General features: G+C 62.7%; 16 protein-coding genes. 3 read left to right on the plus strand and 13 right to left on the minus strand.

What is annotated here, in order from left to right; genetic code table 11:
* Window positions 1–19: 19 nt before the first annotated feature.
* Genes EFD56_RS15730 through EFD56_RS15745 form a run of 4 tightly spaced genes read right to left on the minus strand, consistent with a single transcriptional unit; the run spans window position 20 to window position 3,010 of the window.
* Complete coding sequence (locus EFD56_RS15730) at window positions 20–784, minus strand: amino acid ABC transporter ATP-binding protein (RefSeq protein WP_126905717.1); 765 nt, start codon at window positions 782–784, stop codon at window positions 20–22.
* Window positions 781–1,536, minus strand: a complete 756-nt coding sequence (locus tag EFD56_RS15735) for an amino acid ABC transporter permease (RefSeq protein ID WP_126905718.1) — start codon at window positions 1,534–1,536, stop codon at window positions 781–783. The genes EFD56_RS15730 and EFD56_RS15735 overlap by 4 nt, the downstream gene beginning before the upstream one ends.
* Complete coding sequence (locus EFD56_RS15740) at window positions 1,533–2,240, minus strand: amino acid ABC transporter permease (RefSeq protein WP_126905719.1); 708 nt, start codon at window positions 2,238–2,240, stop codon at window positions 1,533–1,535. Before EFD56_RS15740 ends, EFD56_RS15735 begins: the two co-directional genes overlap by 4 nt.
* A complete protein-coding gene (locus EFD56_RS15745) occupies window positions 2,237–3,010 on the minus strand; it encodes an SDR family oxidoreductase (RefSeq protein WP_126905720.1) in 774 nt (257 codons plus the stop codon). The genes EFD56_RS15740 and EFD56_RS15745 overlap by 4 nt, the downstream gene beginning before the upstream one ends.
* A 231-nt stretch (window positions 3,011–3,241) precedes the next feature.
* On the opposite strand from EFD56_RS15745, the gene nac reads away from it, so the two are divergent.
* A complete protein-coding gene (gene nac, locus EFD56_RS15750; RefSeq protein WP_126905721.1) occupies window positions 3,242–4,147 on the plus strand; it encodes a nitrogen assimilation transcriptional regulator NAC in 906 nt (301 codons plus the stop codon).
* Between the two features lie 6 nt (window positions 4,148–4,153).
* On the opposite strand, the gene EFD56_RS15755 is transcribed toward nac, so the two are convergent.
* The 9 genes from EFD56_RS15755 to EFD56_RS15795 all read right to left on the minus strand — a co-directional run bounded on the left by EFD56_RS15755 (window position 4,154) and on the right by EFD56_RS15795 (window position 11,766).
* Window positions 4,154–5,356 carry a pyridoxal phosphate-dependent aminotransferase gene (locus tag EFD56_RS15755; protein ID WP_037113679.1) on the minus strand — a complete coding sequence of 401 codons (1,203 nt, stop codon included), beginning with the start codon at window positions 5,354–5,356 and terminating at the stop codon, window positions 4,154–4,156.
* A 61-nt stretch (window positions 5,357–5,417) separates the two neighbouring features.
* Window positions 5,418–6,185, minus strand: a complete 768-nt coding sequence (locus EFD56_RS15760; RefSeq protein WP_126905722.1) for a 5-oxoprolinase subunit PxpA — start codon at window positions 6,183–6,185, stop codon at window positions 5,418–5,420.
* Between the two features lie 21 nt (window positions 6,186–6,206).
* Complete coding sequence (locus EFD56_RS15765; RefSeq protein WP_126905723.1) at window positions 6,207–7,202, minus strand: 5-oxoprolinase subunit C family protein; 996 nt, start codon at window positions 7,200–7,202, stop codon at window positions 6,207–6,209.
* Window positions 7,199–7,906: a 5-oxoprolinase subunit PxpB gene (gene pxpB / locus EFD56_RS15770; RefSeq protein WP_037146677.1), complete on the minus strand. Its 708-nt coding sequence runs from the start codon at window positions 7,904–7,906 to the stop codon at window positions 7,199–7,201. Before pxpB ends, EFD56_RS15765 begins: the two co-directional genes overlap by 4 nt.
* Window positions 7,903–8,325 (minus strand): acetyl-CoA carboxylase biotin carboxyl carrier protein, encoded by a 423-nt coding sequence (locus tag EFD56_RS15775; protein WP_037146679.1) that lies wholly within the window; start codon window positions 8,323–8,325, stop codon window positions 7,903–7,905. The genes pxpB and EFD56_RS15775 overlap by 4 nt, the downstream gene beginning before the upstream one ends.
* Window positions 8,322–9,713, minus strand: coding sequence for an acetyl-CoA carboxylase biotin carboxylase subunit (accC, locus tag EFD56_RS15780; protein ID WP_037146685.1), 1,392 nt, complete (start codon window positions 9,711–9,713; stop codon window positions 8,322–8,324). The genes EFD56_RS15775 and accC overlap by 4 nt, the downstream gene beginning before the upstream one ends.
* The gene (locus EFD56_RS15785) at window positions 9,713–10,144 is read right to left on the minus strand and encodes an acetyl-CoA carboxylase biotin carboxyl carrier protein (RefSeq protein WP_037146687.1); all 432 of its coding nucleotides are present in this window, start codon (window positions 10,142–10,144) and stop codon (window positions 9,713–9,715) included. Before EFD56_RS15785 ends, accC begins: the two co-directional genes overlap by 1 nt.
* Window positions 10,145–10,282: 138 nt before the next feature.
* Window positions 10,283–10,600: a CopG family ribbon-helix-helix protein gene (locus EFD56_RS15790; protein WP_085743867.1), complete on the minus strand. Its 318-nt coding sequence runs from the start codon at window positions 10,598–10,600 to the stop codon at window positions 10,283–10,285.
* 95 nt (window positions 10,601–10,695) lie between these two features.
* Window positions 10,696–11,766 (minus strand): LacI family DNA-binding transcriptional regulator, encoded by a 1,071-nt coding sequence (locus EFD56_RS15795; RefSeq protein WP_126905724.1) that lies wholly within the window; start codon window positions 11,764–11,766, stop codon window positions 10,696–10,698.
* Window positions 11,767–11,988: 222 nt separating this feature from the next.
* Here EFD56_RS15795 and EFD56_RS15800 point away from each other — a divergent pair, with 222 nt between their 5' ends.
* Window positions 11,989–12,942 carry a sugar phosphate isomerase/epimerase family protein gene (locus EFD56_RS15800; protein ID WP_126905725.1) on the plus strand — a complete coding sequence of 318 codons (954 nt, stop codon included), beginning with the start codon at window positions 11,989–11,991 and terminating at the stop codon, window positions 12,940–12,942.
* Window positions 12,943–12,999: 57 nt separating this feature from the next.
* Window positions 13,000–14,232, plus strand: a complete 1,233-nt coding sequence (locus EFD56_RS15805; RefSeq protein WP_126905726.1) for an ABC transporter substrate-binding protein — start codon at window positions 13,000–13,002, stop codon at window positions 14,230–14,232.
* Window positions 14,233–14,323 lie beyond the last annotated feature (91 nt).

Below are 14,323 nucleotides of genomic sequence, written 5' to 3' on the forward strand. Positions count from 1 at the left end.
TTGTTTTTGATCGTTGGTATCAGTGCCTGAGATCAGCGAGGAAACGCTGAGCCCGGGGATGGCGCGGATTGCTGAAGAAGTCTTCGGGGGTCGCCGTTTCGATGATCTGGCCGGCATCGATGAACCAGATCCGGTCCGCGACCTCGCGCGCGAAACCCATTTCGTGGGTGACGCAGAGCATGGTCATGCCTTCGGAGGCCAGGCTCTTCATGACGGCGAGCACCTCGCCGACCATTTCCGGATCGAGCGCGCTCGTCGGCTCGTCGAACAGCATCACCGGCGGTTCCATCGCAAGCGCACGGGCGATCGCCACCCGCTGTTGCTGGCCACCCGACAGCTGGCCGGGATAGGCGCGGGCCTTGTCGGCAAGCCCGACCCGATCGAGCAGCTTGAGCGCTTTCTCGTGCGCGACGTCGGGCGCCACGCCCTTCACCCGGACCGGCGACATCGAGACGTTTTCGGCGACCGAAAGATGCGGAAACAGGTTGAAGTTCTGGAAGACGAAGCCGATCCGGCTGCGCATCGCGTTGAGTTCTCTTGCCCGCATCGAGGCATGAATATCTTGCCCGTCGAGCGTGATCGATCCGCTGTTGATCTCCTCGAGACGGTTGATCGTGCGGATCAGTGTCGATTTCCCCGAACCGGACGGTCCGCAGATGACCACCACCTCGCCGCGCGCCACCTCAGCATCGATATCCTTCAGAACCGGATAGTCGCCATAGCTCTTGCAGACCTGCGAAAGCCGGATCGTCTGCGATTCCTGCGTTGAAACGGACATGGTCATAGCTGCTCCGATACGATTTTCGACGGCGTGACCACGGCGGCGGGGACGTTGAGAAGTCCCGCACGCCGCCGGGTGATGCGCCGCTCGAGGCGATTGGCGAAGTAGGTCAGCGTCCAGCAGATGGCGAAGTAGACGATCGCCAGAATGAGGAAGACTTGGAAGGGCTGAGTGAGGAGCTGGTTGTTGACCTGGCTTGCCGCAAAGGTCAGATCAGGCACGTTGATCACGTAACCCAGCGTCGTATCCTTGATCGTCGAGACGAAGGTGGAGAGGATGCTCGGGATCATATTATAGAGCGCTTGCGGCAGGATGATATAGCGCATTGCGCCCATATAGCTGTGGCCGAGCGCGCGTGCCGCATCCATCTGGCCGGGCCCAAGGGCGACGATGCCGGCGCGGACGACTTCGCTGAGGAAGGCGCTCTGATAGACCACCAGCGTCGTCAGCATGGTGACGAAGCTCGGCACGTCGGCGCCTGTCAGCAGCGGCACCAGGAAATAGCTCCACAGGATGAGCATCAAGAGCGGTACGCCGCGGGTGAAATAGACAAGGGCCGTGACCGGCCAGCGCAGCACCCGCGACTTGGAAAGCCGGGCCAATGCGAAAAGAATGCTCGCCGGAAAAGCGAGGGTGATGCTGAGCGCCGACAGGATAAGCGTATTGGCGAGCCCGCCGAGCGGCCCGTTCGGATATTGGCCGATCAGGAGCAGCAGCCAGTAGTCGCGGACGATGGCGATCATGTCCTGGATCATGCGCGCGCACTCCTGGCAGGATCGGCGCGCATCGACAGATAGGCGCCGATGCTCATGATCACGAGCGAGAAGAAGAGGTAGAGAACCGTGCCGATCAGGTAGATCTCGAAGGTGCGGAAGCTGAGGTTTTCGATTTCCTTGACGGCATGGGTCAGTTCCGACGCGCCGATGACGACGGCGAGACTGCTGTTCTTGAACAGCGAGACGCTGTGATTGATAAGTGGCGGCAGCGCGTTGCGCACGCCCTGCGGCATGATGACGAACCGCATCGCCGAGACATAACCGTGGCCGAGAGCGCGGGCTGCCTCCATCTGGCCGGGGCCGACCGAGCGCACGCCCGAACGAAGGTCCTCGCTGAAGTAGGCTGCCTGGCAGAGCCCGAGCCCGATCACCGCGAAAATCGCCTCGGCATTATGGCTGGCGAGCCATGTCGCCACCCCGTTCGGCATCAGGGTGAAGATCCCGAAATACCACAGCATCAGCTGAACCAGGGTGGGGACGTTGCGGTGGTAGGATACGTAAGCGGCGACCAACGGATCGCCGAAGCGGAAGGGCGACAGGCGTATACCGAGCAGCAGCAGGGCGAGTGCCATCGCCAGCGACCATGAGCCGGCATAGATGATGAAGGTCATCTGGATGCCATGTAGCAGCATGGCGGCATATTCGGGATTTCCGAGGATTGCCGAAAGGTCGAAGCCGCTCACGAGCCTGGCTCCCCGGATGGATCCGTCTTCGGTTGCGGCCTTGCGGTCTGCAGGCCGCCCATGACCTGCAGCGTTGGCGTGATCTCCATATGTCCGATGTTGACGGCAATCGGAGCCGCTATGGCGAAGGCGATCGCATCGGCGATATCGGCCGCCTGCGGCAGTTCGAAACCATCGATGAACCGTTCCCGGATGCTGGGGTCATCGCCGTGAACGTGATTGAAAATATCGGTGGCGACGCGGCCGGGGCAGATTTCCGTCACCCGCACCCGCTTGCCGAACGCGTCGATGCGCAGCTGGTTGGACAGCATGCTCACGCCGGCCTTGGTGGCGTGATAGGAGGAGTTGCCGCCGAAATTATAGGCGCCGGCGATCGACGAAATGTTGATGACGTGGCCGCGGTCGCGCGCCACCATGCCCGGCACGACCAGGCGGCAGATATGCAGGACTGCCCTGAGATTGACGTCGACGATGAGATCGATATCGCCCTCGTCGGCTTCCAGGAACTTCTTCGGCCGGTCGACGCCGGCATTGTTGACGAGAATGTCGAACTCGACCTGGCCCGCGAGCTCAGCGATCGCCGGCCGATCGGTCACATCGATGGCATGGGCGATACAGCCCGTGCGCTCGGCCAGCTGCTGCAGCGCTTGAGCACTGCGGGCAACGGCATGGACTTCGATGTTCTCTCGGCGAAGCCGCTCAACCACGGCTGCGCCGATCCCGGAGGATGCGCCGGTCACCAGTGCGGTCTTGTAGTCGGAGAATGGCATTGTCGTTCCCTTGTGGTTGATCGAGACAGTAGCGAAGCTTTAACCCCTTGCCTAAGACCGATTATCTCTGGAGCAATAAGCAACGGTTATGGAGCGCGCGGCCTGCCGAAGAAGAGAAAGCGGCGATGCCGGTATTCTCTGCCCGGCCTCGCTTCAGGCCGCGCCGCGTTGCAAAAGCAATTCGCCTCTGCAAACATGCCATCCACAGATCAGTATGGTACCCCGATCCCCATGGACATCAGACGCCTCAAATCCTTCATCGTGATCGTCGACAGCGGCAGCATCACACGAGCGGCGGATCTTTTGCATATCGCCCAGCCGGCTCTCAGCCAGCAGCTCGCGGCGCTGGAAGAGCATTTCGGCCACAAGTTGCTGATCCGCAGCCAGCAGGGCGTCAGCATGACGGATGCCGGACACGCGGTATATCGCCATGCGCAGATCATCCTCCGGCAGATGGAGCAGGCCCAAGCCGATGCATCGGCCGCCGGCAATTCGCTCGCCGGGCGCGTCTCGGTCGGCCTGGTGCCGTTCAGCAGTGCGGCGACGCTCTCCGTCGATCTGCTGGCGGAAACCCGGAAGCGACATCCCGGTATTCTGCTGCACCTGACAGAAAGCGTCGGCCAGACCTATAGCCAGATGATCATGAACGGCCGGCTGGAGATGGCGCTTCTGCATGGAACCGGACCGATCAAAGGCGTGCGCTTCGAACCGATCCTGAGCGAAGAGTTTTTCCTGGTCGCCCATCGCGACTTTGCGATCGAAGCGGATACGAAACCCGTTGCGGTCAACGCTCTCGACGGCATACCGCTGCTCCTGCCGCCCGCCTATAATTTCGTCCGGCGTGCGGTTGACACCGCCTTCACCCGCACACGCACCAATTTGAAGGTCGTGGCGGAGGTCGAGATCGTGCGCACGCTCGCCCGCGCGGTCGGTAGCGGCCTCGGCGCGACGATCATGCCGAAGGCGATTGCCGATCGCATCGTCTCGGAATCGAGCGAGCCGCTGATCTGCCGGCTGGTCTCGCCGCGGATCGAAGAAACCCTGTCGCTTTGCGTTTCCGACCAGAATCCCCTGTCGGAACCGGCTCTTGCTGTCCGCGACATCCTTCTGGAATTGACGGTGCGGCTGAAGGGTTAAAAGCGGTCAGCGCATCTCCTTGCAGAACTGGGCGATACGCGCGCAGCCTTCGCCGAGTTTTTCCATGCTCGTCGCATAGGAGATACGGAAGAAGGGGCTCATTCCGTAAGCCGCGCCTTGCACGGTCGCGACATGATGCTCCTCAACCAGGCCCATGACAAAATCGACGTCGGTCTCGATCTTGCGCCCGCCCCTGCTGGTCTTGCCGATCAGCCCCGATATGTTGGGATAGATATAAAAGGCGCCTTCGGGCCGATGGCAGCGCAGGCCCTCCACCTCCGACAATTTGTCGAGGACGAAATCGCGGCGCGTCTTGTAGATCGCTGCCCGCTCCCTCAGCAGGTCCTGGGGCCCGTCCAGCGCCGCGGTCGCTGCCGCCTGGGTCAGCGTCGCGATGCCGCCGCCATTCTGGCCGTTGACGTTGCTGATAGCGGAGATCAGCTCTTTCGATCCGGCGCAGAACCCGAGCCGCCAGCCGGTCATCGCGTAAGCCTTCGAGACGCCGTTCATCGTCAGGACGCGGTCATATAGTCTCGGTTCGACTTCCGCGATCGTGCAAAATTGAAAATCGTCATAGACCAGATGTTCATAGATATCGTCGGTCATGATCCAGACGTTGGGATGGCGCAGCATGACCTCGGCGATGGCGGCCATCTCCGCCCGCGAGCAGGCTGCCCCGGTCGGATTGTTCGGGAAATTCAGGAAGAGCCATTTGGTGCGCGGCGTGATCGCCGCTTCCAGATCCTCCGGGCGCAGCTTGAAGCCGGTCTGCTCGCGGCAGGGCACGGCGACCGGCACGCCGCCGGCGAATTTGACGATGTCGGCATAGCTGACCCAGGAGGGCGTGGGAATGACGACCTCGTCGCCCGGGTTGCAGGTCGCCAGCATGGCGTTGAAGATCACCTGCTTGCCGCCGCCCGAGACGACGATCTGGCTGGCATCATAGTCGAGATTGTTGTCGCGCTTGAACTTCCTGATGATCGCGGATTTGAGCGCCGGCGTGCCGTCCATCGGCGGATATTTCGTATCGCCGGCAAGTGCAGCCGCATGGGCCGCCTCGATCGCATGCGCCGGGGTGGGGAAATCCGGCTCGCCGGAGGAGAGGCTGACGACCTTGATCCCCTTGGCGGCCAGTTCTCGGGCGCGCTGGGTCATGGCGGCGGATGCTGAAATGGAGACGTTTTTCAGGCGGTCGGCGATGACGGACATCGACATGATCCTTCGATGAGGGATTGAAACAAGAGACCGCCCGCGGGCGATCGGGATTGCGTTATTCGGCGAGTTCGGCCGCAGGTGCGAGGGTGGCGCCGGTGGCTTCGATCTCACCGCGCACGATGCCGGCAAGCTCGAGGGCGCCTGGCGTGTCGCTGTGAACGAGGATGGAGCGCGCCGGCATGGCGATCACGCCGCCGTCGCTGGTCTCGACGCTGCCGTCGAGGAGGAATTTTCGCACACGGGCGCGCACGGCGGCTTCGTCCTTGATGACGGCGCCCGACAGCCCGCGGGCAACAAGCCTGCCGCCGGCGTCATAGGCCCGATCCGCGAGGAAAAGCGCCAGCGTTTTCAGGCGCGCGCGTTTCGCCGCCTGCTCGATCTCGCTGCCTGACGTGACGAAGACAACCAGGTTGCGATCGATGGTGACGATCGCATCCATCATCAGGTCGGCAAGGACAGGGTCGCGGTTGACCATATTGCCCATGGCGGCATGGAAGCTGATATGGGAGACGGCGACCCGCTCGGCTATGGCGATCGCCATCAGCGCGCCGAGCTGGTAGAGCATCTGCTGGCGAAGCTCGTCCGCCTGAAAGGGCATTTCGCGCCGGCCGAAGCCCAGCCGGTCGGGCAGGCCGGGATGGGCGCCGATGCCGACGCCATTCTGCTTTGCAAGCCGCACCATGCGCCCCATCGTATCGGGGTCGCCGCCGTGGAAACCGCAGGCGATATTGGCCGAGGAGACGATCTTCATCATCGCTTCGTCGTCGCAGAGCCGGTAGGGACCAAATCCTTCGCCCATGTCGGAATTCAGATCGATCTTCATCAGTTCCTCCTTTCGCTCCGCTTAGGCCATCGCCTTCAGGGCACGCTTGACCATCCCGAATGTCAGCCTGACATCCTCGACATAGCGGGCGACAGCTTGTTCGACCGCACGCGCTTCCGCATGCGTCGAGCGGACGAATTTCAGGCGGGCGCCGATGCGGGCCTGCCCGAGCCGCCAGAGGTCGCATTCGATCACGCCGGCGACCTTCGGATAGCCGCCGGCCGTGTTCGCGTCGCTCATCTGTACGATCGGTTCGCCGCCGGGTGGAACCTGGATGACGCCGGGCACGACGCCATGGGAGCGCATCTCGATGGCGGCGGTCGGCGTGATCGGCTCACCCGACAGGCGGTAGCCCGTGCGGTCGCTGCGCGAGGAAATCCGCCAGGTCTGGCTCCAGAAGTCTTCGCCGTCTCCGGCGAAAAGACCATGCTCGCCGGCAGGCAGGGCGCGGATCGGCAGCACGCCATCGACGGGCTCCGGGAAGACCTCACGCAGTGCCACGGCCGGCTCCACGACCGCGAGGCCCGTGGCCGGCAGCATGGCAATCTCCAAGTCCTCGCCGACCGCGATGCGATCGCCTTTCGCCAGCGGCCGGCCGGCATTGCCGCCGAAGCCGCCGCGCAGCGACGTGCTGCGCGACCCCATGACGACAGGAATATCCAGCCCGCCGCCGACCGAAATATAGGCGCGCGCCAGCAGCGGGGGCTGCTTCAGTTCGAGAATCTGTCCGGGCTCTGCCATATAGGCGCACCAGGGAATGAGTTCCGATCCGTCGAGGTGAGGGTGACCGTCGGCGCCGGTCACGGCACAGACGGTGCGCCGCTCGAAACGCAGGCTGAACGGGAAGGTCTGCACCTCGATCACAGCCGCATTCTCGTCATTGCCGACGAGACTATTGCCGATCCTCACCGCGAGCGGATCCATCGCGCCGCTTGCCGACACGCCGATATCACGATAGCCGGGGCGTCCGAGATCCTGCACCGTGTTGAAAGGACCGCTTTCCAGGATCTCGATCATAGCTCGATCCTTGCCGGCAGGAACCGCACCGTATCACCGGGCGCCATCATGGCCGGGGATGGCGCGGTTGGGTCGAACATCTCAAGCGTCGCAAAGCCGATGGAGTTCCAGCCATTGGGGCCGGTCAGCATGGCGACGCCGGTCTGCATGCCGCCGATCGTCACGCAGCCCTTCGGCATCTTCAGCGACGGCACGGTCTTTCGCGGCATATAGATGCGCGGGTCGAGGCCATGCAGATAGCCGAAACCCGGCGCGCTGCCCAAGGCGAAGACACGGTAGGTGGCTTCATGATGGATGCGGACGACCTCGCGGTCGCTTAAGCCCGAGAGATCGCAAAGGGCGGGAAGATCGGTCGCATGTTCGCCGCCGTAATGGACGGGAATCTCGATGGTTTTGCCGTCGAGATCGATGCTCTGCGCATGCTCCCATGCCTCCAGCAGCCGGACGACCACCGCATCGGGATCCTCGGGCGTCTGCTTGAAGATCACCAGCAGGTTGGTCATCCCGGGAATATTTTCGGCGAGGTCCGCCCAGCTTCTCATCGTCTGAGACAGGGCCCAGATCCGCCGCTGCGCGATGAGATCGAAATCGCCCGGCGCCTCGAGCAGGAAGGATCTGGCCCCGATCGAGGAAACCCGCGCCCGGCTTTGGGTGGCCGGAACGATTTCGCGTTGCGAGGCATGTCTGTTCGTCGTGGCGATCATGATGGCAGCTCGATTTCGAACAGAGGGTCACCGAAGCCGACCAGGGCGCCGGGCTCAGCGAGCAGTCTGGTCAAGACACCGGAATGGCCGGCGCGAAGGGGAAGCAGCACATGCCCTACCCTGATGAAGCCGAGGATATCGGCATCGGATACGAAGCGCGGCAGAGTTTGGGGCGTGACAGCGGCGGCCGGATGTGCGGCGCAGAAATGCCCCGCCAGCGGCGCCTTCACGACGACAGGTGGGGAGTGCGAGGCGCGGGGTGTGGCTGCCGGCGCGGTGATGCGGGCGCCCTCCCCTGAAATGACGATACGAATCTGCCCGTCCGGCCGGGAGATTTCGAGGCCCTCCACGCCGGCGGCCGTCAGCGCGTCGGTGAGGAATGCAATGGTGGCGGGATCGCTGAAGTCGATGGCGCTCATGCCGTCCTCCGCAGCTTCAGCCAGTGCTCGAGATAGTGAATATCGGTCTCACCACGTGCGAATGCGTGGTCCTCGAACAGGGCGCGCAGAAAGGGGATATTGGTGGCGATGCCCTCGATCTCGGTGCCGGCAAGCGCCTCGCACATTCTGGCCATCGCTTTTGCCCGCGTCGGCGCGTGGACGATCAGCTTGGCGATCAGCGAGTCGTAATAGGGCGAGACCCTGTAGCCGGGATGAAGATGCGTATCGACCCGGATGCCCGGCCCCTGCGGCAAAGCGAGATGAGTGACGACGCCGGCCGACGGCAGGAAAGTGTCGGGATCCTCGGCATTGATGCGGCACTCGAAAGAATGGCCTTCGCAGGTGACCTCACTTTGGGCGAGATCCAGAAAGTCGCCCTGGGCCGCCTTTATCTGCGCCTGGACGATATCGACCCCGCTCGTTAGTTCGGTGACGGGATGTTCGACCTGAAGCCGTGTGTTCATTTCGATGAAATAGAAAGCGCCGTCCTCATAGAGGAATTCGAAGGTGCCAACGCCGCGGTAACCGATCTGGCGACAGGCCTGGACGCAGGCCATGCCGACCGGCTGGATGATCTCAGGCGCGATCCCGGGCGCCGGCGCCTCCTCTACCACTTTCTGATGGCGGCGCTGCATCGAGCAATCCCGATGTCCCAGCCACACGGCATTGCCGTGATCGTCGCAAAGGACCTGGATCTCGATATGGCGCGGATGCTCCAGGAATTTCTCCATGTAGAGGGCGGGCGAGCCGAAGGCCTTGCGCGCCTCTTCCCGGGTCAGGGCGATCGCCTCATGCAGTTGATCGGCTTTCGGGACGACGCGCATGCCGCGTCCGCCGCCGCCGCCGGACGCCTTGACGATGACGGGATAGCCGATCTCCAGCGCGATGCGCTCGATTATGGCCGGGTCGTCGGGCAGCACGCTGTCGGGGCCGGGAACGCAGGGAACGCCGGCCGCCATCATCGCCCGCTTCGCCGCGATCTTGTCGCCCATGGTCGCGATCGATGATGCCGTCGGCCCGATGAAGGTCAGCCCGGCCCTCTCGACGGCGTCGGCGAATGCGGCGTTCTCAGACAGAAAACCGTAACCGGGATGAATGGCGCCCGCGCCGGTCAGGCGTGCGGCGAGAAGGATGGTATCCTGATTGAGATAGCTCCTGCCCGCAGCCGACGGGCCGATGCAGAGAAAATGGTCTGCGGTCCTGATGTAGGGCGCTTGCCGGTCCGCCTCGGAGCAGATGGCGACCGTCTTCAGGCCGAGTTCGCGACAGGCGCGCTGAACCCGAGCGGCGATCTCGCCGCGGTTGGCGATGAGGACGGTGTCGAAGCGGCGTCCCGAGGCAGCGGATTGTTCAGATGTTTCCGGCATCAGGCGATCTCCGCCAGCAGATCGCCGGTCTCGACCTCGCCATTGTCGATGTCGGTCAGGTGCGTAATGCGCCCGGACCGCGGCGCGGCGATCGTGTTGAAGACCTTCATCGCCTCGATGATGAAAAGGGTCTGCCCCTCCTCCACCGCGTCGCCGATCGCGACGAATGGCGGCTCGCCGGGCGCCGGCGCCCGGTGCAGAACGCCAAAGACGGGCGCCTTCACCGCATGGGAGGTTTTCTCGACGCTCGAAGGCGCATCGGAGACAAGGCCTATCGTCCATCCCGGCTCTTTCGGGGGCTCGGCGACAGCGGCCTCTCCCGGCGACGTGCGGAAAATCCGAACGGTTACATCCTTTTCCGTCACGGTCAGCTCGGTAATGTTCGATCGTCCGACAAAGTCGATCAGCGTCTTGATCTTCGAGAGGTCCATGTGCGTGCTCGGAATTTCAAATTCCGCCGCGCAGACCTGAAGGTTCGGATCGCCCGGCGTCGTGATTTTCGTAGCACGACGGGCCGACTGATGGGGTCAGACGAAGTTTTGATGGAGTGCAGTCAGCGCCTGTCGGCCCTATCGCTGGACGCTCGCGAAATGCCCAGCCACCAGGCGTGACTTGTGGCATTCGGGGGCGGACAACTCGTCGTCAAATCCCCAGGTCGAAAGCCATTTTTCGACCTCGGCGCCGGTGACGTGCAGTCCCGTCGCTTCAAATTCATTCCAGGCCTCAAGCGTCTCCTGCCGCAGCGCCTCGCGCTTCTCCTCGCGCTCGACAAATTGCGCGATGGCTTCACGCATGATCCAGTGGGACGAAGGGCGGCGCGCCTCGGCCAATTGTTGAACGCGGCCCTTTAGCTCGTCATCGAGCTTGAGCGAGGTCGGCGATGCCATGAGGCCTCCTTAGTCAGAGGTAATACCTGACGCTAATTTAGGCTTTCCCGCGGTATTTATCCATGAATGAATTCAATGATGCGGTTCAGGCATCGTCAAATCTTCGGAGGGGCGATGCTCTCCCGCAGGATGAGCTTGCTGCGGACGACGGTGCGCACGCAGTCCGGGTTTTGCCTCTGGCCGAGGGCGTCGAGCAGGAGTTCCACTGCCGCGCGCCCCATCTCTTCGACCGGCTGTTCGATCGTCGAGAGCGGCGGCGACGAGAATTCGCAGACCGGGGAACCGTCGAAGGAGACGACGGAAAGATCGTCAGGAATGCTCAAGCCGGCGCGCTGGATGCGGCTGACGAATGAAATGGCCATGTCATCGCTGGTGGCGATGACCGCCGTGGGTTTTTCGGCCAATCCAGCGAAATCGTCTGCCGCCTGCACGCCGATATCGAAACCGTGCTGATAATCGAGACGGCCGCCCGAGCGGCGCACTGCCTCCTTCGACAGGCCGGCTGCCTCAAGCGCCTCCAGCACGCCGCCATAGCGCTCGACGTCGTGATAATTGCCTTCTGGTCCCGCAAGATAGAAGAACCGCCGATGGCCCAAGCGGATCAACTCGGCAGTGACGTCGCGCACGGCTTCGCGGTCGTTGGTAACGACACTTTGCAGGCCCGCATCGCTCATGTCGAGCAGCATCGAAACGATCGGCAGACCGGAATTTGCCAGCGAGCGCCCATCGACCTCCGGAAGCTTCGACGACAGGATGATCGCGCCGCGTACGCTGCCGCCGAAGGCAAGATCGAGAATGTGCCGCTCGGAAATCTCGTCGCGATCGAGGTTGGCGATCATCAGGTTGTAACCGCCCTGGATCAGCGATTTGTTGATGCTCTGCAGGACCTGCGGAATGATCTGCGAGACGCCGTAATAGAGCGATCCGGGCAGGATGATCATGATGATGTTGGATTTCCCGACCCTGAGGCCCCGCGCCATTGCATTCGGCGTATAGCCGAGCTGCTTGGCCGCCGCGTTGATCTTGGCACGGGTCTTCTCGTTGACGCGCCGGGGATTGGCGAGCGCACGGCTGACCGTCGATATCGCAACGCCGGCAAGCCGCGCGACATCGGCCATCAGCGCGCCCGATTGATCCTCGCCGACCACATCCTTGTTTTTATTCACGTTTATCTCTTTCCCTCGGATGCTTCGATTTGCAACTCTAAGACAGGCGATGGTCTATAGCAAACGTTTGCCAAAAATCGCTTGCCAAAAAAACCAGCTTGGCTATCATCTTCCAATGGCAAACGATTGCCATTTCTTAATGCGTTGATAATCCATGACTTGTTGGATGTGGAGCTGCTGTTCCGCTGACAGATGGGTCCTGCCTCGAGAATGGGATAGATTATGGCTACTGGCGACAGGCTGCGCTTCGGCGTCGATCTCGTGACGTTCTTTCATCCAGGCTTCTGGGGCGTCGATGACCATGATGCGATTGTCGCCTATGCGCGCGCCGAACCGCGCGCCTTCTGGGACAAGATCCTCGACAGCGTCCAGGCCTCCGGCGTCACCGGCGTCGAGCTGACCTTCTCTCCCTTCAACTGGCAGGATGCGATCAAGACCTATGGTTCCGTCAACGCTTTCGCAGCCGAATTGGCAAAACGCGGTCTGACGCTCTGCAGCGGCTTCTTCGCGGAACTGGAGGCGGCCGGCGACTTTGCCGAGCCCGAGGCCCAGCGCGCGCTGATCGACAAGGCGGAACGTTATGCCGACTTCCTGAAAGCCTGCGGCAGCGACATCATGGTGATCGGCGCGCCCTTGCGTCAGACACTCGGCGCCCAGCCGGTGCAATTTTTCGATTTCGACCGCGCCAAGGTGATCGCCGATTTTCTGAACCGGCTCGGCGCGACCCTTTACGCCAGGGGCGTGCGGCTGGCGCTGCACACCGAAGCGCATTCGATCTTTGCAGGTGCGCGCGACGTCGACCTGATGATGATGCTGACCGACCCTGCCTATGTGCATATGTGTCCGGATACGGCCCATATTATTGTTGCCGGCTCCGACCCCGTGCAACTCGTCGATCGCCATCACGAGCGGATGATTATCGCCCATTGGAAGGATGCGATCGGTCCGATGCCGGCCGACACCCCGATCGACAAGCACATTCACGAACGCCATCAGCCCTATTTCTGTGGTTTCGGCCTCGGGCGGGTCGACTGGCCTGCCTGGATCCGGCTGTTGCGCGACCGGGCCTATGAAGGCTGGGCGATCCTCGAACTCGATGCCGCGCCGGATCCCGTCCGCGACATCGCCAACGGGCTGACGCTCGTCCGGCAGGCGCTCCTGCCGATCTATCGCTGACTTCATTCCGAAGATGACGAACGCCCCGCCAAGAGGGCATTTTCAAGAGGTGGAACAATGAAAACCATGATGAAGCTTTTTCTTGCCGGCGTGGCATTCGCCGGCCTCTTCGCCGCCGCGCAGGCCGAAGACAAGCCGACGATCGAGATGATGTCGTCCTGGACCTCGGGCGGTGAGGCAGCCGCTCTCAATGTCATCAAGACCGAGTTCGAAAAGCGCGGCGGTGTCTGGAAGGATTCCTCCATCGCCGGCTTTGGCGCGGCCGATGCCGCCTTCCAGAACCGTATCGTCGCCGGTGACGCCCCTGGCGCCAAACAGGGCGTCATCGGTCTTGCCGCCGCTGATTTCGTCAGCCAGGGCCTGTTCAATCCGATCGACGACGTCGCTGCCGCCGGCAAATGGGCCGACGCCCTGCCGAAATCGATCCATGATCTCATCTCCTATGACGGCAAGGTCTATCTTGCGCCGACCGGCGCCCATGGCGAAAGCTGGGTCTTCTATTCCAAGGAAGCCTTCGGCAAGGCCGGCATTGCAGAGGAGCCCAAGAGCTGGGACGAATTTTTCGCCGATCTCGACAAGCTGAAGGCCGCCGGCATCATCCCGGTCGCCTGGGGCGGCCAGCCTTGGCAGCAGACCAAGGTCTTCAACATGATCCTGCTCTCGCAGGTCGGGACCGACGGTTTCCTGAAGATCTATGTTGACAAGGACAAGAGCCAGGCCTCCGTCGAGGGCGTCAAGAAGACCCTCGAAATCCTCGGCAAGCTGCGCGGATATGTCGATGCGGGGGCGGCCGGCCGCAACTGGAACGACGCGACCGCCATGCTGATCACCGCCAAAGCAGGCGTGCAGTTCATGGGCGACTGGGCCAAGGGCGAATTCACCGTCGCCGGCAAGGAACCGGGCAAGGATTATGGCTGCATGATCGCGCCGGAATCCAAGGGCATGGTCTATATCGCCGACTCCCTGTGGTTCCCGAAGACCAACAATGCGGCGACTGACAAGGCGCAGAAACTTCTCGCTGAAGTCGTCATGGATCCGGCCGTCCAGGTCGAATTCGCCCTCAAGAAGGGCGCGATTCCGATGCGCTCCGATGTCGACAAGTCGAAACTGGATGTCTGCGCGAAGAAGGGTGCCGAGCTGATGGCCGCCGGCGCCATCGTGCCGGACCAGGCGATCGTGCTCACGCCGCAGCAGGTCGGCGCGCTCGACGATTTCGTCGACGAATATTGGAGCGGCGGATCGAACGATGCGGCGTCCGCGGCCGAAAACTTCTTCGCCATCTTCGAGTAGGATCGTGACCGTGGCGTCGGCCTGATCCCAACGCCACGGCTGCCGGCCGCTGCGCTCCACGCGGCGGCCGGCAGCCCCGCTTTCATCCGTC

It is taken from the genome of Rhizobium phaseoli (assembly GCF_003985125.1).
Classification (GTDB): domain Bacteria; phylum Pseudomonadota; class Alphaproteobacteria; order Rhizobiales; family Rhizobiaceae; genus Rhizobium; species Rhizobium phaseoli.